16 protein-coding genes are annotated in these 23,749 nt (G+C 65.3%); 2 read left to right on the top strand and 14 right to left on the bottom strand.

Annotated features, from left to right (window positions below; genetic code table 11):
- Window positions 1-18: 18 nt before the first annotated feature.
- From addA to ACOYW5_RS12530, 11 genes are all read right to left on the bottom strand, one after another.
- Complete coding sequence (gene addA, locus ACOYW5_RS12580; protein WP_423065235.1) at window positions 19-3,438, bottom strand: double-strand break repair helicase AddA; 3,420 nt, start codon at window positions 3,436-3,438, stop codon at window positions 19-21.
- On the bottom strand, window positions 3,435-6,389 hold the full coding sequence (gene addB / locus ACOYW5_RS12575) for a double-strand break repair protein AddB (protein ID WP_423065234.1): 2,955 nt from the start codon (window positions 6,387-6,389) through the stop codon (window positions 3,435-3,437). The genes addA and addB overlap by 4 nt, the downstream gene beginning before the upstream one ends.
- 40 nt (window positions 6,390-6,429) lie before the next feature.
- The gene (gene tsaE / locus ACOYW5_RS12570; RefSeq protein ID WP_423065233.1) at window positions 6,430-6,870 is read right to left on the bottom strand and encodes a tRNA (adenosine(37)-N6)-threonylcarbamoyltransferase complex ATPase subunit type 1 TsaE; all 441 of its coding nucleotides are present in this window, start codon (window positions 6,868-6,870) and stop codon (window positions 6,430-6,432) included.
- A gap of 39 nt (window positions 6,871-6,909) precedes the next feature.
- The gene (locus ACOYW5_RS12565; RefSeq protein WP_423065232.1) at window positions 6,910-9,270 is read right to left on the bottom strand and encodes a PAS-domain containing protein; all 2,361 of its coding nucleotides are present in this window, start codon (window positions 9,268-9,270) and stop codon (window positions 6,910-6,912) included.
- A 480-nt stretch (window positions 9,271-9,750) separates the two neighbouring features.
- On the bottom strand, window positions 9,751-11,151 hold the full coding sequence (ahcY, locus tag ACOYW5_RS12560; protein ID WP_423065231.1) for an adenosylhomocysteinase: 1,401 nt from the start codon (window positions 11,149-11,151) through the stop codon (window positions 9,751-9,753).
- A gap of 145 nt (window positions 11,152-11,296) precedes the next feature.
- Window positions 11,297-11,824 carry a DUF2937 family protein gene (locus ACOYW5_RS12555; RefSeq protein ID WP_423065230.1) on the bottom strand — a complete coding sequence of 176 codons (528 nt, stop codon included), beginning with the start codon at window positions 11,822-11,824 and terminating at the stop codon, window positions 11,297-11,299.
- An 85-nt stretch (window positions 11,825-11,909) separates the two neighbouring features.
- A complete protein-coding gene (locus ACOYW5_RS12550) occupies window positions 11,910-12,221 on the bottom strand; it encodes an HPr family phosphocarrier protein (RefSeq protein WP_423065229.1) in 312 nt (103 codons plus the stop codon).
- A gap of 24 nt (window positions 12,222-12,245) precedes the next feature.
- A complete protein-coding gene (locus tag ACOYW5_RS12545; RefSeq protein ID WP_423065228.1) occupies window positions 12,246-12,644 on the bottom strand; it encodes a PTS sugar transporter subunit IIA in 399 nt (132 codons plus the stop codon).
- A gap of 95 nt (window positions 12,645-12,739) precedes the next feature.
- The gene (locus ACOYW5_RS12540) at window positions 12,740-13,225 is read right to left on the bottom strand and encodes an HPr kinase/phosphorylase (RefSeq protein ID WP_423065227.1); all 486 of its coding nucleotides are present in this window, start codon (window positions 13,223-13,225) and stop codon (window positions 12,740-12,742) included.
- Complete coding sequence (locus ACOYW5_RS12535; RefSeq protein ID WP_423065226.1) at window positions 13,222-15,012, bottom strand: stimulus-sensing domain-containing protein; 1,791 nt, start codon at window positions 15,010-15,012, stop codon at window positions 13,222-13,224. Before ACOYW5_RS12535 ends, ACOYW5_RS12540 begins: the two co-directional genes overlap by 4 nt.
- Before the next feature lie 9 nt (window positions 15,013-15,021).
- Window positions 15,022-15,741 (bottom strand): response regulator transcription factor, encoded by a 720-nt coding sequence (locus ACOYW5_RS12530; protein ID WP_423065225.1) that lies wholly within the window; start codon window positions 15,739-15,741, stop codon window positions 15,022-15,024.
- 229 nt (window positions 15,742-15,970) lie between these two features.
- Between ACOYW5_RS12530 and pckA the strand changes: the two genes are divergently transcribed.
- A complete protein-coding gene (gene pckA, locus ACOYW5_RS12525) occupies window positions 15,971-17,524 on the top strand; it encodes a phosphoenolpyruvate carboxykinase (ATP) (protein WP_423065224.1) in 1,554 nt (517 codons plus the stop codon).
- A 322-nt stretch (window positions 17,525-17,846) separates the two neighbouring features.
- Here the strand turns inward: pckA and ACOYW5_RS12520 are convergent, their stop codons facing one another.
- Together ACOYW5_RS12520 and ACOYW5_RS12515 are read right to left on the bottom strand one after the other, a co-directional pair.
- The gene (locus ACOYW5_RS12520; protein WP_423065223.1) at window positions 17,847-18,209 is read right to left on the bottom strand and encodes a hypothetical protein; all 363 of its coding nucleotides are present in this window, start codon (window positions 18,207-18,209) and stop codon (window positions 17,847-17,849) included.
- Between the two features lie 304 nt (window positions 18,210-18,513).
- The gene (locus ACOYW5_RS12515; protein WP_423065222.1) at window positions 18,514-18,774 is read right to left on the bottom strand and encodes a DUF2171 domain-containing protein; all 261 of its coding nucleotides are present in this window, start codon (window positions 18,772-18,774) and stop codon (window positions 18,514-18,516) included.
- 127 nt (window positions 18,775-18,901) lie between these two features.
- On the opposite strand from ACOYW5_RS12515, the gene ACOYW5_RS12510 reads away from it, so the two are divergent.
- Complete coding sequence (locus tag ACOYW5_RS12510) at window positions 18,902-20,794, top strand: AAA family ATPase (RefSeq protein ID WP_423065221.1); 1,893 nt, start codon at window positions 18,902-18,904, stop codon at window positions 20,792-20,794.
- Window positions 20,795-20,800: 6 nt separating this feature from the next.
- On the opposite strand, the gene polA is transcribed toward ACOYW5_RS12510, so the two are convergent.
- Window positions 20,801-23,716: a DNA polymerase I gene (gene polA, locus ACOYW5_RS12505; protein WP_423065220.1), complete on the bottom strand. Its 2,916-nt coding sequence runs from the start codon at window positions 23,714-23,716 to the stop codon at window positions 20,801-20,803.
- Between the last annotated feature and the right edge of the window lie 33 nt (window positions 23,717-23,749).

Raw genomic sequence — 23,749 nt, 5'->3', positions numbered from 1 at the left:
GCACCCGTTCAATGAACGTCACCGGACAGTGAAGCCCCCGGCCGCCTTCGCCAAAGCAGCCATCGGCAATTTTATCAGCGATTCCAAACTAGTCCAGAGGATGGCGGCATTGACCGTACGCCCTGGGAACAGCTGACCTGCAACGAGCGCATAGAGCGCCAGTTGCCTTTGGTAAGCAAGGGGAACCCCGGCTGGTTCCATCACTGCATTGGCATCGGATTTGAAATCGACGAGGAGGATCTCGTCCGGCGTGTCCACCAGCCGGTCGATCCGGCCGGCAATCGTCACCGGCTGGCCATTGCGCAGCGCCTCGGCGAGGAAGGGGACTTCGGCCCGGCTGTTGGGCCCGAAGAGGTGCGCGAGCTCGGGCCGGCCGAGGATCGAGATGGCCTTCGTCGCCAGCGTCTCGTGCTGCGCTGGTGCGCCCGGCAACAGCAGCGGCAGTGCCCGGGCGGCGACAGGGGCCCGCTGCTCGGCCGGTACCCGCGACAGGTGCTGCAGCAGGGCGTGGAGCGCCGTGCCGGTGAGGCGGGCCGTCTCCGGATCGAGGCTCTGTTCGAGCCGCGTCGCCAGCGCCCGTTCCGGATCGGGCGGGGCATCGACCGAGGACGGGCGGATGATCTGGCGGATACGGTGGGGCGGCAGCGCCGGCAGCTCGAGTTGCCCGGTGACATCAGCAACAGGCTCCAGCCTCGCCACGACGGGCTCGGCGTTCGATCGTTCACGCGGGTAGATCAGCGCCCGGGCCTGGCCGTCGTCATTCGGCACGATTTCGCTGAGCGGCCGCAGTCCCTGCTCGATCGCTTCGTACCAGCTGCCGTCGACTTTACCCTGCTTGGTCAGGTAGCCCGTGACATAGAGCTCGTCCTCGGCCCGGGTCATCGCCACGTAGAGCTTGCGCCAGTATTCAGCCTGCTGGTCGGCATCGGCCTCCTGTTTGAACTCCTGCGTCTCGTCGACATGGGTAGCAGCCGATGAGGCATGGATGAACAGCGGCGGCCTGATCCGTATGTAGACGCTGCGCCGGTCGCGCCCGCGCTCGGTGGTCGCCGCGTCGGCAAGGATGACGATCGGCGCCTCGAGCCCCTTGGCCCCGTGCACGGTCATCACCCGCACACCCGCGCCGCCTTCGGCCAGCTCGCGCTTGATGATCACCTCGCGCGAGCGGAGTTCGGCGAGAAAGCCGAGAAGCGAGGGCTGCGGCGACTGCTCATGCGCCAGCGCGAGGTCGAGGAATTCGGCCATCACGTCGTCGATCTCGCTGCCGAAGCGGCCGCGCATGCGCCTCAGCCCGCCGCTGGCATAGAGCACGTCGGCGTAGAAGTTGAACGGCCGTTCGAAATCGAGGCGGTTGCGCCAGCTCTCGAGCTGCGCGAAAGCGGCCTGTACCGAGGGAATGCTGCTGTCCTTCAGCGCCCAGTAGAGCTTCTGGTCGCCGCGCGGCCGCGCCACCGCCATCAGCTCGTCCTCGCTTACGTCGAATAGCGGCGAGCGCAGCAGGGCCGCGAGTTGCAGGTCGTCGGCCGGGTTACTCAGCACGTCACCCAGCGCCATCATGTCGAGCACCCCGATATGCGTAGTGACCGCCAGCCGGTCGGCGCCCGGCGTCGGCACACCCTCCCGGATCAGGGCGCGGATGATCTCGTGGAACAGGACGCTCCGGACCTGGACAAGGATCAGCACGTCGTCGGCGCGGACCGGACGGCCACGCGGGCCCAGCGGACGCTTCTCGTCGATCCAGCCCCGGATCTCCCTGGCGATGCGCTCGGCCACCTGCCGCTGGGCGCTCTGGGTCTGCTGCTTCGGGGCCTCGAGCGGCCAGTTCTCGGGATCGGTTTCCTCCGCCTGATCCTGGATCGGCGGCCACAGCGTCACGACGCCGCCACCCTCGGAGCGCGCCGTATCATGGACAACTCCGCTCTCCTCGAGGGCACCGAGGCGCAGGTCCTCGCGCTTGAACACCTCGTCCACCGCGTTCAGCACATTGGGCAGCGTGCGGAAGCTGTGCCGTAGCGGAACCTGGGTGATCTCGAAATTCGCCGCCTTGGCACTGAAGGCATACTGCCGTCCGGCTTCGACGAACACTTCGGGGTCGGCGCCCTGGAACGAGAAGATCGACTGCTTCTGGTCGCCCACCGCGAACAGGGTGCGCGGCCGGTCGGCGGCGCTGTCGCCAAAGAAGAAATCGTCGATCAGCGCGCCCACCACCTGCCACTGCAGGGGGTTGGTGTCCTGCCCTTCGTCGACGAGGATATGGCTGAGGCCTGCATCGAGCTTGTAGCGCACCCAGGTGCCCTGCGCCTCGTTGCGCAACAGGGCCGCCAGCTTCTCGATCAGGTCGTCGAAATCGAGCAGCGATCGGGCCCGCTTGGCCTTCTCGTAATGGGCTGAAATCGCGGCGACCACATCGAGCATGGCCTCGCTGCGCGCGATCAGTTCGGCCTTCACCAGTTGGCCGTAGAGCCGCGCCACTCGCTCGCCCTCAGCCGCAAGCCGGTCGGCGACATCGGGGATCAGCGTCGCCGTTGCCTTCTTCAACAGGGTTTTCCGCAACGTGCGGTCGGCCTGGGTGAGGAAGGTGTCGATCAGGTCTTTCGGGTCGGGCCCCGATGGGTCGAGATCGTGCAGCCGGTCGACGAATCCAGTGCCGCCGGGTTCGGGTGTTACAAGCGCGAAAATCGCGCTGTGGTCGGCCCGGCTGAGCGTGTAGCCCGAGCTGATTTCGTCGAGCACCTCATCGACGCTGCCAACGTTGCCCACGAGGCTGCGCAGTTCGCGCTTGGCCCGCGGCGGGTCGGTCAGCACGCGGCGGAGGGTGCGCTGCTGGTTGAGGGCCTCGAGGATCGACTGCTCGATCGAGAAATCGCTGAGGAGGCCGAAGAGAGTCTCCACCGCGGCCGCCTCGCCGCTGCCGCGCAGGCCCGCCGCGATCACCGTCTCGCGCGCTTCGAGCAGCATCAGGTCGCGCTGGTATTCCTCGAGCACGCTGAAATCGAACGGCACGCCCGCCTCGCGCGGAAAGCGGTGCAGAATGCTTTCGCAGAAGGCGTGGATGGTCTGGATGCGCAACCCGCCGGGCGCTTCGAGCGCGTGGGCGAACAGCGACCGGGCCCGCTTGAGCATCTGCTGGGTCGGCGGGACGCCGCTCAGCGCGGCGAGGTCCTCGGTGAGGTCCTCATCGCTGGCGAGCGCCCATTTGCCCAGCCGCTCGGCGACGCGCCCGCGCATCTCCGCCGCCGCCGCCTTGGTATAGGTGAGGCAGAGGATCTCCTCGGGCTTGGCGCCCGAAAGCAGGAGGCGCAGCACCCGGGCCGTAAGCACATAGGTCTTGCCCGAGCCGGCATTGGCCGTCACCCACACGCTGCGTTCGGGATCGGACGCATCGCGCTGGCGTTGCCCAATCTCGGGCGGCATCGGCGATTTGAGGCGCCGGCTCATGGATCATCCACTCCGGCGGTGAGCGTCCATTCGTCGGTCCGCGCCAGGTGATCGTAGTCGCCCGGAAAGCTCTTGCGGCCAGTTTCGACCCGCGGCCGGATCCGCGCCGTCATCGGCGGCCCGTCGTGGAGGAGGAATGCATCGACATGGCGCTGCACGCGCCGCTCGATCTCCCCCACCGCCTCCATCAGTTCCATGCCTTTGGGCAGCTTGTAGGGCTTGATCTGGAACGCGGCGGGCCCGAGGCCGATCTTGATGTAGGTCAGCGCCGAACTGTCGCGCGGAGCAAGCCCGGGGAAGACGCCGGCCCGCGCCATTGCCGCCTCGAGCAGCAGCTGGGGCGCGTCGAACGCCGTCATGTCCTTGGGCTGCGGCACGCCGCCGGTCTTGAAATCGATGATCTCGAGCGTGCCGTCACGCCTGACATCGAGCCGGTCGGCCTTGCCGACCAGCGTGAAGCCGTCAAGGGCGGGGAAGCGCCACTCGCCCTTCAGCTCGGCATTGCGCTCGACGATATCGGCGTCGCGCCGCCGCTCGTAATCGAGGAACTGTCGGGCGGCACGCTCGAAGCGCTTGAGCCAGATGTCGCGGCGCTCCTTGATCGCGTCGAGGCCGGCAAAGGCATCGCGAGCCATCCCCATCATTTCGGGCAGCGCCTCGGGGGCTTCGATGTCGAGCCCCGCTTCGACGAACTTTTCGAACACGCCGTGGATCATCGTGCCGCGCTCGCGCGCACTTGGCTCGGTCCCGAGCGGCTCCATCCGGTAGAGGCCAAGCACATGCTTGGCGTAGATGTCGTAAGGCGAGCGCATCAGCGGCTCGATCTCGGTGATCGACAGCCGCCGCGGCCGCAACAGGCCGGGCGGATTGGGCATCGGCCGCGTCGCCGGCCGCGGCAGGCCGGCATAGTCGATGGCATCGGCCTGCCGAAGCCAGATCTCGCCGCGAGCGCGGAGCGCCCTGGTCTCATCCTCGCCGATGAAGGCGTCGATGCGCTGCAGCAGCGGCGAGGGCAGGGCCGGCGACGTGCCGATCCGCTCGGCATAGGCGATCAGCACGTTGGCATTGCCGAAGGCCATCGTGAAATCGTGCGCCGCGAGACCCTGTTGCCGTTCCGGCGGCTCGAGCCCGATGCCGATGCGCATGCCGCGGCTGAGCCACGGGCCGGGATCGGCGACCGCCGGCCAGATGTCCTCGTTCATGCCGGCAAGGATCATCAGGTCCGGGTTTTGGAGGCGGGCTTCGAGTTCGCCCCAGATATGGATGTCGTCGCGCGCCGACACCGGCCCCTGCGCTTTGGCGCCGGCCAGCAGCGCCGCCAGCACCGCATCGAGATCATCAGGCGGGAACGGTGTCCCTTCCTGTTCGGTCTGTGTCAGCTCCTCCGCCCAGCGCTGGAATTCCGGCAGGCCCGGCGGCTCCGTATCGGGGGCGAGGGCGGAGAGGGTGGCGAGCAGCGCGGCGGCGAGATCTGGCGCCGTCAGCACAGTCTCGATCTGCAGGGCGGCGACCGGCGCCATCGCCTCGCCGAGCTTGGCCAGCACCGCACGGACCTCCTCGCGGTCGGTGAGACCATGCAGCCCCGCGAGACCTGCCAGCGGCCGTGTCCGCCGCAGCTTGAGGTCGAGATGATCGGCCGCCTTGCGCACATCGAGCCGATCGAGGCCCAGGGAGACGGCGGCGTTGCGTAGCAGCGCAATCGTATCGACCGGCGCATAATCGTTCGCGGACACGGCCAGCACCTGCCGCGCCAGTCGCCCGATGCCCGACTGGTAGAGCGGAGTCCCCGCCGCATCGTCGACGATCACGCCGTGGCGCTTAAGCTCGACAGCAATGCGGCGGGCCAGCGTCTGGTCGCGCGAGACGATGCCGACCGTCTTGCCGTCCGCAAGTGTCGCGCGCGCGGCGAGCGCGATGGCGCGGGCTTCGACATCGGCATTGCGGGCGGCGAGCACGGCCACGCCGGCGAGGGCATCGGCAACCGGCAGCGCGGCGCGCCAGCCGGGCCAATTCGGCGTCTCGTTGGCCGGCGCGAGGGCAGCGCGCACCAGCGTGGTGCGTGGGCTGCCGCCGGCCAGCTCGACCACGTCGCCAACGCCTGCATCGAGACTGCGCAACAGCTTCATCAGCCCGTATTGCGGATGGCTCTGCGTCGTCTCGCCCTTCAGCATCATGTCGTGCTGTCCGGGCGAATAGGTGGTGTCGATGCCCGGCAGCACCAGCACGCCGCGCGGCAGCTCGGCGATGGCCTTGAGCAGTGCCGCGGTCGCCGGGATCGAGCCGGTGGAGCCAGCGGCAATGACGGGCCGGTCGCCGTAGACGTAGGGGGCAGCCGCCGCCTGCCGCAGCAGTCGCTCGTTGCGTGCCGCGGCGGCATCGATCCTGCCACTTTCGGCCAGGATCGCTGGCCAGGCTTTCAGCGCCACGTCGAGGAAATCGAGGATCTGCTGCCAGTTCTCCGCGAGGCTTTCCGGCACCAGTTGCTTGAGCTGGTCCGGCGCGATGCCCTCGATGATGAAATCGTCCACCACCTCGCCCAGCGAGTCCGCCAGCCAGAAGATCTCCGCCGCGTTCGGCGGGTTGGCGAAGCTGCCTGCGCGCTCGGCGAACAGCCGCACCAGATGCGACAGCGTCAGCCGCCGCTCGAGGCTGGATGCGGCCAGTGCAATGCCCGGCGCATCATAGGGCGGCAGGAACGGCTCTTCGTCCGCGACTTCACCCCCGAAGGTACGAATATCGGGCAGCAGCGCCGAGCCGCCCAGCTGATCCGCCAGCTCTGCCGCCAGCGCCAGTCGGGCGCGCCTTGTGGGGAGGATGATGGTGACGTCGCTGAGCCAGAAAGCGCCTTCGCGCGGCCAGTCGCCCAACAGTGTGCCGTCGAGCACCCGCGCCGCGAGTGTCTCAAGGAAGGGCGCGTGGGGCGCGATAGAATAGAGCGAGTCGCGGCGCATGGCGGGATTTGACCGGGTGCGACGGGCGAAGTCCAGCGGACTAATACGAACGGCCGTCGACGAACGTGACCGTCGCGATACGGCCCTCGCCGCCAACCGGAACGGCCAGTCGCACGGCCACAGTTGCCCGTTCGACCACCTCGTCGGACCGCTCCGGCCACTCGACCAGCACGATCGCATCGGCGCGGTCGAACAGCCCCAGTTCGTCCACCTCGCGCGGCCCACCGAGGCGGTAGAGGTCAGCGTGCAGCACCGGATTCCCGTCCGCCTCGTAGGGTTGGACCAGCGCGAAGCTGGGCGAGGGGACATCCAGCCGGTCGTCGCTGACGAGCGTGCGGATCACCGAGCGCGCCAGCGCGGTCTTGCCGGCGCCGAGATCGCCCTCGAGCAGCACCAGGTCGCCCGGACGCAGGGCTGCGGCAAGCCGCCGGCCGAGAGCGGCGGTGGCGTCGTCGTCCGCGAGGGTGATGGGCTCGTTCATAACCCCGGCATAGCCGAGCGGGGCGGCCCGTGCAAAGCCCTACTCGGCCGCGCCGGCCATGGCGACATCGCTCGGCAGGCTGACGATGACGCGGGTGCCGCGCGGCTCGCGCCGCTCGATCCCGATGGTGCCGCCATGCATGTTGACGAAGGCCCGCACGATGGCAAGGCCGAGCCCGGCGCCGCGCTGCCGGGCCGCGCCGGTGAGCGCGTCGTCGCGATCGAGCAGCGCCAGCCGCATTTCCTCGGTCATCGGCGCCCCCTCGTCTTCGACGATGAACTGCATCCGCCCCGTGCGGCCAGAGACGGTGAGCTTCACCTCGCCACCCGGCTCCGAGAAGCGGGCGGCATTCGAGAGGAGGTTGTAGAGGACGTTGACGATGCGCGTGCCGTCGGCGACGAACACCGGCAGGTCCGGCTCGATCACCACCTTGAGGTTGAGCGTCGGCTGGCCATCGACTTCCGGGAAGGTGGCGATGAGACCGGCGCGCGCCTTCTCGACCAGCGCAGCCACATCGAGCTGCTCGGGCTGGAGTTCCGCGATCCCGGCATCTACCGTCGCGAGATCGAGGATATTGTCGATCAGCACACCCAGCGTCGCGCTCGAGGCGCGGATGAAGTTGGTGTAGCCGTACTGCTTCTCGTTGAGCTCGCCGGCCACACCCGAGGCCAAGAGGTCGGCAAAGCCGATGATGTTGGTGAGCGGCGAGCGCAACTCGTAGCTGACATTCTGCACGAACGCGTCCTTCAGCCGGTCGGCCGTGACCAGGGCGTCGTTCCGCTCTTTCAATACGCGCTGGTAGTTGGCGCTCTCGGTGACGTCGAGGAAGGTCATCATCGTCTGCCCGTCGGGCAGGCGCACCACGGCATAGTCGATCAGCTTGCCGTCCGCCCGGGCGATGCGGCCCTGGCGGTCCGAGCGGGTGGGGTTGAGGTCGATGATCGAGCGCTTGAGGTCGCGCCAGATGGTCGCTCCATCCTCGGGCAATGCCTTGGCTGCGGCTTCGCTGACCTGGTCGATATGCGGATTGTCGTTGAGCAGGTTCGACGGGAGTTTCCACAGCGTCGAGAGCTTTGGGTTCGAGAGCGTCAGACGGCCATTGGTGCCGAACACCGCCACGGCTTCGCTCAGCGAATTAAGGGTCGAGCGCTGTACGTCCAGCATGGCCTTGTGCTGGCTCTTCAGATTGAGCTGGTCGGTAATGTCCTCGAACACATAGATGACACCGCCCTTGGGACCGGCCGGCGCCGCAATCACCTGCACCGTGCGCCCATCCGGCAGGTGCCAGGGCTCGAGTTCTTTCGGCGCGCGCAGCTGGTAGGAGGCCAGGTGCCGGTTGCGCCAGCCCTGGTAATCGGGCTCGTTCGGCAGCTTGCCGTCGGTCCTGAGCTTGTCGAGAATAGCCCGCTCGTCCATGCCCGGCTTCAGCCAGTTCGGGTCGAGATCCCAGAGTTCGCGATAGGCGCGGTTGGACTGCACCAGCTCGCGGTTCGGTCCGAAAATAGCGATGGGGCTCGCGAGTGCGTCGATGATGGCGCTCATATGCGACAGCCCGCTGTCGCGCGGCGCGCTGTCGGCCTTGGGGTGGAGATAGCCGGCCGAGCCGCCGTTCACCGGGAAATCGACGATCTCGAAATCGCCCAGTTCGCCCAGCGTCACGATGCTCGTCTGCGGCTTGCGCAGATCGCCGAGCACGGCCCGGTTGCGCTGCAACAGGCCGTTGTCGAGCAGTTCTGCCGGCTGGTTCTCGGCGGTCGTGCGGCCCAGCGCGCGGGCGAGGTCGTGATACGGCCCATTGGCAAACACCAGCCGGCCCGTGCCATCGCGGAGGAAGGCCGGCTTGCCGAGGCTGGCGAGCACCGTGCGCGCCGTCGCCTGGTCATGCGCCGGTTGCTGCTCGACTGCCGCAGTGGCGGGAACGGGCAGGCTGTCGCTGTTGGTCGACGGCGCGGCCGGACGGAGGCGCAGCGCAGCGCCATCCCCGAGCAGCGAGCCGGAGGCGCGAACGGCGCGGCCGTCGATGGCGGTCAGCGCGAGCTGGAAGCCGCGTCCGCCGACGCGCAGCGCCTCGATGGCCCGCGCCAGCCGGTCGGCATCCGCATCGGGCAGCCAGGAGGCGAAATCGAGCACGGCTTCGGCCCGGCGGCCGGGCGGCAGCAGGGAGGAGGCCTGGCCGAGGAAGCGCGGGCCTTCGCCCGGATTAGTCCACAACACGATGATCTCGCGGCTCCCTGACAGCAGGGCCTCGTACTCGTCGACGCGCGCCCTGAGGCTCGCCACCTGTTCGGCCGAGCGCCGCTGGGCGGCACGGTTGTCGTTGATGATGCGGCGCACCAGCGCCACGGCGATCAACGCAAAGGCTCCGGCTCCGAGCGCGATGGCGATGGGAGCGGCACCCATGACGTTACCGGTGTTGATGCCCTGGGCCAGGGCGGGCGAGGCACTCAAAAGGGCGACCAGACTCGCGCCAGTAACGGCGAATCGCCAATCGTTCCGGACCCTATCCGGCGCCATATACTGCCCCTAACCGAAATAGCTGCCTCGCCGCCACAACTGGCGGGCGATACACCGCACTAGATGCCGCGCCGAGCCCCGTGCCGCCGCGTGTTCGGAGGTCAAAACCCGTAACCACCGAATCACCCGACATTACCGGTCGGGGAATCGCGCAAAAAGAGTCAAATTGCATGTGAACAGCGGGGAAGGCACCCAGATAGGGTGTTGACCGGAGTCCGAACAGTGAACGCTTCGTTAACGCCGGAGTGATTTGGGCAGGATTATTTTCGGCGGGCGTCTGCCGGCGGCGTAGCTGCCTCTTGATCCTCCCCTGTCGAAGACGGGGGGAGGATGAATAAAGGGCGCCTCGTGGGCGCCCTTTGAACTTCAGTACCGGTACTGCTCGGACTTGAACGGCCCCGTCGGGCTCACGCCGATATAGTCGGCTTGGCCCTTGCTGAGCGTCGTGAGCTTGGCGCCGAGCTTGGCGAGATGGAGCTGCGCCACCTTCTCGTCGAGATGCTTGGGCAGCACGTGCACGGCCTTTTCCAGCTTGTCGCCGTTGGTCCAGAGTTCGACCTGCGCCAGCGTCTGGTTGGCGAACGACGCGCTCATCACAAAGCTCGGGTGGCCGGTGGCGTTGCCGAGGTTCACGAGACGGCCTTCCGACAGCAGCACGATGCGCTTGCCCGGCGCGAGCTCGACGATATCGACCTGCGGCTTGACGTTGGTCCACTTGAAGTTGCGCAGCTCCGCAACCTGGATCTCGTTGTCGAAGTGGCCAATGTTGCAGACGATCGCCATGTCCTTGAGGTTGCGGATGTCGTCGAGCGTAACGACGTCCTTGTTGCCAGTGGCGGTGACGACGATGTCGGCGCGGTGCGCCGCATCCTCAAGCGTCACCACCTCGTAGCCGTCCATCGCCGCCTGCAAAGCGCAGATCGGATCGACTTCGGTGACCAGCACGCGGGCGCCGGCGCCGCGCAGCGACTGGGCCGAACCCTTGCCGACGTCGCCATAACCGCAGACGATCGCCACCTTGCCGGCCAGCATCACGTCGGTGCCGCGCCGGATGGCGTCGACCAGCGATTCACGCGTGCCGTACTTGTTATCGAACTTGCTCTTGGTCACGCTGTCGTTGACGTTGATCGCCGGGAAGGGCAGCTCGCCCTTCTGCTGCAACTGGTAAAGCCGCATCACGCCCGTGGTGGTCTCTTCCGAGACGCCGCGGATATTGGCGCGGATCTTCGAATAGAACTTGGGGTCCTGGGCGAGGCGCTTCTTGATCAGCGCGAAGAAGATTTCCTCTTCCTCGGAATGCGGGTTGTTCAGCACCGACGGATCGGTCTCGGCCTTGGCACCGGTCAGCACCAGCATGGTGGCATCGCCGCCATCGTCGAGGATCATGTTGGGGGTCTGGCCACCGGGCCATTCCATCATGCGGTCGGTATAATCCCAGTATTCCTCGAGGCTCTCGCCCTTCTTGGCGAAGACCGAGATACCGGCGGCGGCAATGGCGGCGGCGGCGTGGTCCTGCGTCGAAAAGATGTTGCACGAGACCCAGCGCACGTCGGCTCCGAGCGCCTTCAGCGTCTCGATCAGCACGGCGGTCTGGATCGTCATATGCAAGGAGCCGGCGATGCGGGCGCCCTTCAGCGGCTGTTTCGCGGCATATTCCTCGCGGATTGCCATCAGGCCCGGCATCTCGATCTCGGCCATGCCGATTTCCTTGCGGCCATAGTCGGCCAAGCCGATATCGGCGACCACGTAGTCGTTGTTGCTGGCCATCGGCCTCATCTCCTGTCGGTCGTATTGACCGGCTTATACTGAACGGCACGCAAGCTAGCAACCGGGATATAAAGAAAGCTTTATATCTCCCACGGTGCATCCGCCTCCACGCCGGTGGGTAAAAGGCAAACCACTGTCCGGGCTATCAGGACTGCACCTCTCGCGCCCGCCGTTCGATCCGGCGCGGCCGGCGGCGGAACGGGAGCAGCAGTACAGCGGCAATTGACGACAGCACGATGTAGCCGACGACAAACCCGCTGCCGGCATAGGCGAGCCCCTCTATGGTCACCGGCACAGCGGGCTTGTAGTCCTCCAGCGCCCGGCGGCCGATCTCGGTGTCGAAATACTCCGGCAGCTGCTGGAACCGCTCCCAGCCGCTGGCACCGCGGATCTCGGCCAAAGTGGTTGAAAGCTCTTCGTACCGAAGGAAAGTGCGCGCCATCGACTCGCCGCGCGCGGCCAAAAACCCGTCACCGGTCCTCGAGTAACGATCGATCGCTTCGTCGCGACTCAGCCCAGCCTCTTTGGCCGCCGCTTCGAACTCGGCCGTGATGATCCGAAGTTCGTCCACCGCACCGCCCAGGCGCTGGGTGTATTGCTGCGCATACTCCGGAAACTGGCTGAGGCAGGTGCCCAGTGCGAGCCCGCCAAGGATGCCAAGCGTTCTGCGCATCTTTATCTCCGTTCGGATGAGCAACGGCACAAGCGCCGGTGGCGTTCCGAATATAGGAGCCGGCGATGACGGAGGGGATAACCTGCTAGGCTGGGGCGCCGTCGGCGTCTTCGTCGAAGCCGTTGTTGACGAGCGTCGTGATGGCGTCGAGCGCCTCGCGGGCCTGCTTGCCGGTGGCTTGCACGAGGATGGTCGAGCCCGGTCCGGCGCCGAGCATCATCAGGCCCATGATGGAGTTGCCGTTCACCGCCTGGCCGTCGCGGACGACCTTGATATCGGCATCGAAGCACTCCGCCGTGCGCACGAAACGCGCCGAAGCGCGGGCGTGCAGCCCCTTGCGATTGACGATGGTCAATTGCTGCGCGAGTGCCCGATCCGATCCTGCCGCTGTATCCATACGTTGAGGATGCCGGATTTTCGGTTAGCCGCCAAGCGTCTCGCTGGCCACGTTGATGTATTTCCGGCCGGCTTCGGCGGCTTCCTTCACCGCCCGCTTGATGTCGAAGTCGGCGCGGATGCGCGCCAGTTTCACCAGCATGGGCAGGTTCACCCCGGCGATCACCTCGACCTCGCGCTGCTGCATGATCGAGATGGCGAGGTTCGAGGGGGTGCCGCCGAACATATCGGTGAGGATCACCACGCCCTGGCCCTGGTCGGCCCGGTCGACGCAGGTGAGGATATCGTTGCGCCGCTCTTCCATGTCGTCATCAGGGCCGATGGCGACAGTTTCGACGAAATCCTGCGGGCCGACGACGTGTTCGAGCGCAGATTTGAATTCAATGGCGAGCGCCCCGTGCGTCACCAGAACCATGCCGATCATCAATAGTCCCCAATCCCGCAGGTTCCGGCCGGTCCCCAAGTTATGACTTCCGGGGCCAGGACGAGACAGGAGTCTTGCCCCATGCGAGCCTTGATTCAAGTGGTTTTTTGTCGCGCTGTACCAGCAGGTGAACCGAGGGTGCGGATCGCCTCTCGGACCAGCAGCGACTGATGCCGGCCATCGACGATCCCGGCCTGCGGCACCGGGGCTCGGGCGACGCTCACCCCGAACAACTCGGTGGTCAGAGCCTCGTCCTCCAGCATGCGCTCGAGCGTTTCGACGAGGTCGACGACGAGATCGACCCGCGCCGCATCGACATGCGGCCGGCTGACGATGCCGCGGCCGCGCAGCTCGATGAGGCCGGCGATATTGGGCGCTGGATGCATCGTGAGCTTGCCATTCTCGGCGATGATCTCGACCCGGTCGTCGGAGACGAGCCTGGCCGGCAACCCGCGCGCTTCCCACCAGTCGAGGAGATCGAGTGCCAGCACGGATTTGCCAGAGCCCGGCGGGCCCCGCAGGATCACGCCGATCCCGTCGAGCACGATGCCGGTGGCGTGGATATTGTGGCTTTCGCTCACTTCCGCTTCTCGGCCGCGGCCCGCCGCAGCTTGACCGTGAACTGGGCGCCGCTGCGATCCTCGCGATTGGCCGCGGCGATCGTGCCGCCATGCCCTTCGACGATCTGCTTGGAAATCGCGAGGCCGAGGCCCGAGTGGTCGCCGAAATGCTCGCCATCCGGCCGGTCGGTATAGAAGCGCTGGAAGATGCGGGTGATGTCGCCGCGGATGCCCGGACCTTCGTCGGTGACGGTGATCGTCACATTGTCCTCGTCGGTGCGGACCAGTACCAGCACCTTGCCGCCTTCGGGCGAGAAGGACACGGCATTGTCGATGAGGTTGTTGATCACCTGTGCCAGCCGGCTGTCATGTCCGAGGACGACCGGCGAGTAGCGGCTGACATGCTTTTCGAGATCCACCTCGACCTTGCGGTTGGCGGCAACATCCTTCTGGATCGACACCATCGCATCGGCGAGCTGCGCGATGTCGACGCGCTCGGCGCTCTGGCGCGCCAGCTCGGCATCGAGGCGGCTGGCGTTGGAGATATCGGAGATCAGCCGGTCGAGGCGGCGGACGTCATGCTGGATGATGGCGTTAAGCCGTTCTCGATCCTCGGCGCGGCGAGCCCGCGGCAAGGTCTCGACGGCCGAGCGCAGCGAGGTCAGCGGGTTCTTCAACTCATGCGCCACATCGGCGGCGAAGCGCTCGATCGCCTCGATGCGGTTGTAGAGGGCCGATGTCATCGAGCGCAGCGCCTTCGACAGGTGCCCCACCTCGTCGGTGCGCTGGCTGAAATCGGGAATCTCGGCGCGGCTGGTGATGGTCTGCACCTTCTCCGCCGCCCCCGCGAGCCGGCGCAGCGGGCCGGCAATGGTGCCGGCGAGCAGCAGCGACAGGATGATCTGCACGGCCGCGGCGACCAGCGCGAGCCTGAGGATGCCCCAGCGCTCCGCCGTCGCGATCTGGTCGATATCGCCCGGCTGGGTCGAGAGCAGCAGCACGCCGACATTGGAGCGCAGACGCTGGATCGGCACGGCCACCGAAACGACGAGCTGGTGCTTGGGATCGACACGCACGATTGCCGCTGTCGCGCCGCCCAGCGCCGAGGCGACTTCCGGGTACTTGGTCCCCTCGTCGGCGCCGAACTCCTGGTATTGCGGATAGTCGTCCCCCGGCAGCCAGTCCATTACGGCATTCCACCAGTCGAACAGGAAGAAGCTGCCGTTCTCCTGCGGCTTGGTGATCTGCCGCAGCACTTCGCCGCGGGCATAGAGGTTGGCACTGTCGAGGATCAGCAGCCCGCCTTCGTCATAGATGCGGGCTCGCGTCCGCGTCGGTGTCACGAGGTTGCGCATCAGCGGCGCGACGCGCTCGGGATTGATCGGGAACTCGAGGCTGGGATCGAAGAAGCTGAGCGGGGAGATCGGCTCGCCGCCCTGCATCTCGAGCAGCCGGTCGGGGTTCACCGTGATCACGTCGCTGCTGACGGTGGCCGAGGCGGCAACGGCGGCCGCAATGATCTCGCCCTGGACGCGCAGGCTCTGCACCCGCGCTTCGATCAGCCCGGTGCGCCACTGGTTGAGGAACAGGATGCCGATGACCATCACCGCGAGGCCGGCGAGGTTGAGCACCACGATGCGGCGGGCGAGGCTCGAAAAGATCGTCAGCTCGAGCAGGCGCTTCAGCTGTCCGAGCCAGCGCAGCACGACCGTGCCGACCGCGCCGGCGATCCGGTTCAGTTTCGACACGGCACCGCCGTCCGCGGACGCGGGCTTTGCACCCGTCACATCCTCATCGGTAACGGCCAAAGGGTCCTCTTACTGCTCCTTGAAGCGGTAGCCTACGCCATAGAGCGTTTCGATCATCTCGAAATCGTCGTCAACGGCTTTGAACTTCTTGCGCAGCCGCTTGATGTGGCTGTCGATGGTGCGGTCGTCGACATAGACCTGGTCGTCGTAAGCCGCGTCCATCAGCGCATTGCGCGACTTCACCACGCCCGGACGGAGCGCCAGGGCCTGGAGGATCAGGAATTCGGTGACGGTGAGGGTGACGCGCTGGCCCTTCCAGGTGCAGGTATGCCGCTCCTCGTCCATCACCAGCGACCCGCGCTCGATCAGCGCCTTGCTCGGCGCCGCTTCCGACCCCGGGGTGCCCGGGGCAGCAGACGGATCGCGCGGCGCGGCGCGGCGCAGTACGGACTTCACCCGCTCGACCAGCAGGCGCTGGCTGAACGGCTTGGTGATGAAATCGTCGGCACCCATCTTGAGCCCGAACAGCTCGTCGATTTCCTCGTCTTTCGAGGTGAGGAAGATCACCGGCACGTCGGACTTCTGGCGGAGGCGTCGGAGCAGTTCCATGCCGTCCATGCGCGGCATCTTGATATCGAGGATGGCGAGGTCCGGACGATCGGCCGTCAGCCCTTCGAGGCCCGAAGCACCATCGGTATAGGTGGCGACCTGATAGCCTTCCGCCTCCAGTGTGAGCGACACCGAAGTGAGAATGTTCCTGTCGTCGTCCACCAGTGCGATCTTGGGCATTGAGCTCCCTTTCAGCGGGGTAGAGATGCGGCGATTCAGTCGCGCCCACCTCAATTGTGGCGGACATTGACTGCCACAATTGCGCATAAATAAGGCGCCCTGCCCAGGAACGCTAGTATGGCAAGTCAAACAGAAGTCGCAGAACTTCGGTCTTAAGCCGGATTTCCGGATGTTCTGCGGGGCTTTTCGGGCGCTTACTCCCCGCCAGACCAGACCGGGAGCGACGGCCATGGGCCACGACATTCATCCTGAGATTGCTGAGCGGATCGCGGCCGGGGCGTCGGTACGCTGGAATGAGCTGCCTCCGACCCTCGTCGAAACCGCCCTTGCCGAGGGCGAGGGCCGCCTTGCCGCCGGTGGCGCGCTGGCGGTGACCACGGGCATCTACACCGGACGTTCGGTGAAGGATAAATTCATCGTCCGCGACGCCGAGACCGAGCATCGCGTCTGGTGGGACAACAGCCAGTCGATGGCCCCCGCTCATTTCGAACTGCTGCTCGCCGATATGCTGGCGGCGACGAAGAGCCGGACGCTCCACGGCCAGCACCTCCTCGCCGGGGCCGATCCGGCGCACGAGATGAAGGTCAGCGTCGTCACCGAGACGGCCTGGCACGCCCTGTTCATCCGCAACCTCTTGATCCGGCCGGACGCGCCCGATGCCGCGGGCACGGATGTCACCATCCTCCACTTGCCGAGCTTTGCCGCCGATCCGGCCCGCCACGGCACCCGCACCGGCACGGTGATCGCCCTCGATTTGGCGCGGAAGCTGGTGCTGATCGCCGGCACGGCTTACGCTGGGGAGATCAAGAAGTCCGTCTTTTCGCTCTTCAACTACCACGCCCCCTTCACCGGCACGATGCCGATGCACTGCTCGGCCAATATCGGCCGCGACGGCGACGTGGCCCTGTTCTTCGGCCTCTCGGGCACCGGCAAGACGACGCTGTCGAACGATCCCGAGCGCCTGCTCATCGGCGACGACGAGCACGGCTGGACGGCGAACGGCGTCTTCAACCTCGAGGGCGGCTGCTACGCCAAGACGGTGAAACTCAGCCCCAGCGCCGAGCCCGAGATCCACGCCGCGACGCAAAGCTTCGGCACCGTGCTCGAGAATTTGAAGCTCGATGAGCAGCTCGTGCCGCTCTACGACGACATCTCGCTCACCGAGAACACCCGCGCCGCCTATCCGCTCGAAACCCTGCCCGTCGTCGCCCCTGGCGGCATCGGTGGCAAGCCGCATGCCGTGGTGTTTCTCACCGCCGATGCCTTCGGCGTGCTGCCGCCGATCTCGAAGCTGACGCCCGAACAGGCGGCCTACCACTTCCTCTCGGGCTACACGGCCAAGGTCGCCGGCACCGAGCGCGGCATCACCGAGCCGGTCGCCACCTTCTCGGCCTGCTTCGGCGCCCCGTTCATGCCGCTCCACCCCAGCGTCTACGGCCGCCTGCTCGAGGAGCGGTTGACCGAAACCGGCGCCCGCATTTACCTGCTCAACACCGGCTGGACCGGCGGCGGCTACGGCGTGGGCAAGCGCATCGATATCGCGACGACCCGGCGCCTGCTCTCGGCCGCGCTGGCCGGCGAACTCGAACGCACGGAACTGCGCACCGAACCCCTGTTCGGCATGCAGGTCCCGCTCCGCGTCGACGGCGTCGTCCCCCGCGCCCTCGACCCCCGCGCCGGCTGGGCCGATGTGGCGGCCTACGACGCGGCGGCGCTGAAGCTCAAGGAGCTGTTCGCGCAGAATTTCCGCCGGTTCGAAGCGGTGCCGGTGGCGGCCGAGTAGAGGGCGAGCCCCAGCGCCCGACGGCCACGCGGCCTCGGGTTATGCGATAGTTGGGCGGGACCGGCGCGGTTTTCGGCCACGCGGGTAGTCCGCAGATAAACGGCCGTCGCCGCGCCGGTCCTGTTCGGGATGGATTTGGATCGGTGGGATCCAAGGAGCGTGCCCCCATCGCGCCTCTCGTCTGCATTGCTGCATCGGAGCCTGGATGGGTGGTCGGTTGTCGGTCTCACAAACCCGCCGCAGGACGGCTCCGGCGACTCCCGTAGCTCCCTGCCAGCCGTCCGTGCACGACTGCGCCCAGCAGGAAACCGTGGCCACTATCTCACGGGCTGCGAACACGGGGATAAGTTTCCGGCACGCCGTAGTGTTTTGGGATTTCAGCGAGCGTCCGGTTGCGCCTGTGCCCGGTCGCGCGGGGCGGCGCGAGGCACTCCCGCGCCCGGTGCAGCAGCGCCACTGCCTCGGCCAGCGGGATTTCCTTGTCGGCCGGCCAATCGAACGGAATCAGCGGCGGGCGCTCGCGCGATAGCGCAAAGCCGGCATCGGCCAGCGCATTGCCGATGCGGGCCGTCTCGAAGTTGCAGAGCGGCCCCTTGCCCTCGCGCTCGCCGAGATCGTCGAGCCGCTGCTCGATCGTGCGCAGTGCTTTGGCGCGGAGGCTCTGGAGGCGGGGTGTGATGGTCATGTCGTGCTCCCGTGTTGGTGCGGGGAGCATAGGGGCGGCGTGGGGGAGGGGGATAAGCGCCCGACAGTGTCACCGGGCGGACCGGACCTGCAGCGGTGCGGCACCAGAGCTACGAAGTTCAGCGCAGAAAGATCACCCCCCACCCTGTCCCTCCCCCGCAAGGGGGGAGGTGACCTGCGGGCGCAAGTCTTCGTTCCATCTACTTCGGCGTTGGTGAGAGCGTCTCCCTCCCCCTTGCGGGGAGGGGACAGGGGTGGGGGTATTCTTCCCGCACGAATGTTCCCGGGTGCTGGTCCCGCCCCCCTCAGTGGCGCAGCTTGCCGTCTTCCTCTTCCTCGAACAGCTCGGCGTTCGCGGCGTCGGCCGATAGCCGAACCTTGTCGCCCTCAATGGCGGCAACCAGCACGCCCGGCACGTAATGGTGATGGTCCTCATGCGCGCCGCCCGGCGCCTCGGCCCTGGTCAGCTTGATCCGCCCGCCCTCGACCTTGTCGACAACCCCCACATGCACCCCATCGGCGCCGATGACTTCCATATGCTCGCGAATGGACGAAAGGTTCTGCATGGGATTGCTCCTTGGTTGTTGGAGCAGGGGGAACGCGCGGGGGTGGGGATGGATGCGACTGGAGAAAGACCGTAGTTGCAAAACGAAAAAGCTTGAGCTTTCCTACAGATTCTATTGGGGGGAGAATATGGCAGAGATACTCGGGTTTGAGATCAAGAATTTCCGCGGTGCCAAAGACATTTCCATAAAGCTGACGTCGAAGGCAAGACTGCCAGTTACCACGTTGGTGGGGCTAAATGAGAGTGGAAAAACCACGATCTTGGAGGCGCTGTCCCAGTTCGCCAGTCGTGATATTACGCTTGACAGGATGATGACCCCCGGGCGGCGCCGGGACCTAATCTCGTTTTTGCCTATTGAGCTGAAGCCGGCATTCACAGGATTGGTGTCAGTTACGGCAGATGTGCTTGTTACTGACGATGACAAGAAATCGTTGATGTCTGCATACGCCCTAAAAGGAATAGAGCTCGATCAGCAATCGATATCAAAAAATATCACGATATCAGTTAGATATGCGTTCAAAAACAGCGCATACGACGAAGAGGACAGCGGTACGTACTGGTACGGAATAGATTGGAAGTACAAGAAAAAGAATGGCAAAGTAGTTAGAAAGCTAAGTGCAGACAGTGAAGACGAAAAGAAGATATGGCAAATCGCTGTTTCTGCTCTTCAAGAGACGTTACCTCAGGTTGTGTACTTTCCGACCTTCTTAGTCGATCTTCCAAAAAAGGTGTACTTGGAGCCGCATCAAGGCGAAACCAGCACCAATTCTTACTACAGAACGATAATATCAAACATCCTTGGCGATTTGCCGAACAAATTGAACCTAGAGGATCATGTGCTTGGGCGCATACGGTCCTTCAAGGTGAAGGATGCGTCCCCGACCTGGATAGCGAAAATATTCGGCAGCCCCGAGAAGGGACTAATTGATTCTGTCTTCAACAAGGCCGGGGCACTTGTTACCCGGCGGGTGCTGGAGGCGTGGCGCGAGGTTATTGGGGGGTCCATCAACATTGAGAACATTGCCTTGGAATGGGGACTAGATCCGGCCAAGGCCGATCTCCCGTACGTGACCTTCTCGGCTAGCGATGGGGAGTCTAAGTATGAACTGGACGAACGATCTCTTGGGTTCCGCTGGTTTTTCTCATTTCTGCTCTTTACTACGTTCGGGGGCGCTGCGAAGCGTCGGAAACTATTCCTCTTCGACGAGCCGGCTGCAAATTTACATGTGAAGGCTCAGTCTCAGTTGCTAGATAGCTTTCGGTATCTACTGTCGCGTGGAGACTATATAATATACAGCACACACAGTGCCCACATGATCGAGGTTGACTGGCTATCGGGTGCAGTTATCGTTGAAAACGACGCGATTGACTACGACAGGGATGTTGGAGAGTCGGATTTTTCAGTGGTACCAACAAACATAAAAGTAACGCCGTACAGGCAATTTGTTCAGAGATACCCTGCAAGGACGAGTTATTTTCAGCCAATCGCCGAAAAGCTGGAGCATGTAGCTCCGGCGGTTCTGCCAGATCGCCCTGCGCTAATTGTAGAGGGGCCTTCCGATTTTTATGCCCTCAAGTATGTCGCTGCGTCGGAAAAACTCAAGTTGCCGTTCGATATTGTGCCGGCAGAGAGCGCTGACAAATTCGCGCCATTGATCGGCTTGTACCTAGGTCGAGGCATAAGGTTCTTCGTACTCTTGGATGACGACAAAGCAGGGCGAGATGCCAGGGATCGCTATCGGGAACATTGGTTCATTTCAGACGCGGAGGTGGGCACGTTTGGTGACCTCGATGCCTCGCTTGGCGGGAAGATGCTAGAGGGGCTCCTGTCGGCAGATAGCAAAGCCAAGATACAGGCGCACTTTGGCACGGGTGGTCAGCCCGCGCCCAAACTAACCAAGAAGCTCATTGCAGCATATTTCGCCGAAGCCGCAACGGCAGCTTCGAAGGGATGGCTTAGCGTTGAAACCGTCAACACGCTAAAGGCGCTCCTTGCCAGCGCCAAAAGCAAGCTGAGCTAGCGCCCCCTAATGCGCCCCGTCCCAATCCCTAGCCGCGTGCGCATCCACCTTGATCGGCACCGTCAGCCGCACCGCCGGCTCGCTTGCCGTTTCCATCGTCTTGACGATCACCGGCATCACCTCGTCCTCTTTCCCCTCATCCACCTCGAAAATCAGCTCGTCGTGGACCTGTAAGAGCATCGTCGCATCGGCGCCGGCCGCCTGCAGCGACCCTTCCATGCGAATCATGGCGCGGCGGATGATGTCGGCGGCAGAACCCTGGATGGGGGCGTTGATGCTCGCGCGTTCGACGAAGCTGCGCTCGGCGGGGTTGGAGCTGCGGGCGTTGGGGAAGTTCACCTTGCGGCCGAAGATGGTTTCGACATAGCCGTCTTCCTTCACCTTGCGGCGCTGGGCGGCCATGTAGTCCTGGATGCCGGGGAAGCGGGCGAAGTAGGTCTTGATGTACTCGCCGGCCTCGCTGCGCTCGATGCTGAGCTGGTTGGCGAGGCCGAAGGCCGAGATGCCGTAGATGATGCCGAAATTGATCGCCTTGGCGCGGCGGCGCACATCGGCCGGCATGCCCTCGACCGGCACGCCGAACATTTCGGATGCCGTCATGGCGTGAATGTCGAGCCCTTCCTCGAACGCGTCCTTGAGCGCCTGGATATCGGCGATATGGGCGAGGATGCGGAGTTCGATCTGCGAATAATCGGCGCTGATCAGCACCTTGCCCGCCGGCGCGACGAAGGCGGTGCGGATCTTGCGGCCATCCTCGGTGCGGACCGGAATGTTCTGGAGGTTCGGATCGTTCGAACTGAGCCGCCCGGTCAGTACCGAGTGCTGCGAATAGGTGGTGTGGACGCGGCCGGTGCGGGGGTTGATGTAGGTGGGCAGCGCGTCGGTATAGGTGCCCATGAGCTTGGTCAGCTGGCGCCAGTCGACGATGGTGCGCGCCAGGGGAATGCCCTGGCTCGCCAGCTCCTCGAGCACGTCGGCGCCGGTCGCCCAGGCGCCGGTCTTGGTCTTGGTGCCACCGGGCAGGCCCATGCGGTCGAACAGGATTTCGCCCAGTTGCTTGGGGGAGCCGAGGTTGAAGTTCGACCCCGCCAGCTCATAGGCCTCGGCCTCGAGCGCGGCGGCGCGCTGGGCGAAATCACCGCTGAGGCGGGAGAGGATCTGCCGGTCGACGGTGATGCCGCGACCCTCCATGCGCGCCAGCACCGGGGCGAGGGGGCGCTCGATCGTTTCGTAGAGCGTCGTCATGTTCTCGGCGACGAGCCGCGGCTTCAGCACATGCCAGAGGCGGATGGTGAGGTCGCTGTCCTCGGCGGCATACTTGGCGGCGTCCTCGATCGGGACTTCGGCGAAGGTCTTCTGCGTCTTGCCCGAGCCGAGCAGCTCCTTGATGCCAATGCCCTTGTGGCCGAGCCAGTGCTCGCTCAGCTCGCCCATGGTGTTGAACTGCGGGCCATCGAGCGAATAGCTGAGCAGCAGGTTGTCATCGAACGAGCGGACCTCGACGCCGTAGCGGGCGAGGATGCCGAGGTCGTATTTGATGTTGTGGAAGATTTTGAGGATCGAGCGGTCGGCGAACACGGGCTTCAGCTGCTCGAGCGCCTGCCGCAGGTCCATCTGGCCTTCCGCCGCACCGCCGCCAAAAATGTCGTTCTGCCCGGTGGTGTGCCCGAGCGGCAGGTAGGCGCCATTGCCCGGCGCGGTGGAAAAGCTGATGCCGACGAGGTCGGCGGTCTGGTTGTCGAGCCCGGTGGTCTCGGTATCGGTTGCGACCCGGCCCTCGGCGTAGATCGCATCGATCCAGCGCTGAAGGTGCGCGGCGTCGCGGATGATCTCGTATTTCGTGTGATCGAGCGGGATCGCCTTGATCCGCTCATGCTCGATCCTGGCATGCAGCACCGGCGCGGAATCGGCCCGCCCTTCGGCCTGCTGCCGCGCCTCGCGGGCGACGGCGCGGGCGGAATTGTCGAAGCCGATCGGCTCGGGCGTCTTCGCCGCAAGTTCCGGGTCCGCCGGCCAGGCGCTGGGGTCGGCATCGAGCAGCGTGCCGAGGCGCTTGGCCACGGAGATGAACTCCATGGCGTTGAGGAAGGGGAACAGTTTCCCCGGCTCGATCGGCTGGCGCACCAGGTCCTCGAGCGGTAGCTCGACCGGCGCGTCGTGCTTCAGCGTCACCAGCTGCTTACTGATACGCGCCAGCTCCGCATTCTCCTCGAGCGCCTGCCGGCGCTTCGGCTGCTTGATCGAGGCGGTGTTGGCGAGCAGCGTTTCGATATCGCCATAGGTGTTGATCAGCTCGGCCGCCGTTTTCACCCCGATGCCCGGTACGCCCGGCACGTTGTCGACGGCATCGCCGCACAGCGCCTGGACTTCTATGACCTTCTCCGGACCAACGCCGAACTTGGCATAGACTTCATCCGAGCCGATCCAGCGAAGTGCAGGCTGGCCCGGTCGCGGAATCGTATCGAGCAGCCGCACCGAACCATCCGGCTCGACCAGCTGCATCAGGTCCTTGTCGGAGCTGACAATGGTCACCTTGCCGCCGATATCGCGCGCCATCGCGGTATAGGTGGCGATGATGTCGTCGGCCTCGTAGCCTTCCATCTCGATCGAGGGCAGCCCATAGGCGCGGGTGGCGGCGCGGGTCAGCGGAAACTGCGGCACCAGCTCTTCCGGCGCCGGCGGCCGCTGCTGCTTGTATTCGGCATAGATCTCGTCGCGGAAGGTCTTGCTCGAATAGTCGAAGATCACCGCCATATGTGTCGGCGCGTCATCCCCCTTCAGGTCTTCACCCAGCTTCCACAGCATGTTGCAGAACCCGATCACGCTCCCCACCGGCAGCCGGTCGGTCTTCCGCGTCAGCTGCGGCAGGGCGTGGAAGGCCCGGAAGATGAAGCCAGAGCCATCGACGAGGACGAGATGCATGGGAAGCGATTCCGGATGTTCGGGCGCGGACCT

The sequence above is a fragment of the Devosia sp. CN2-171 genome (assembly GCF_049354815.1).
GTDB lineage: Bacteria > Pseudomonadota > Alphaproteobacteria > Rhizobiales > Devosiaceae > Devosia_A.
This window is presented reverse-complemented; position numbering and strand designations above follow the sequence as displayed.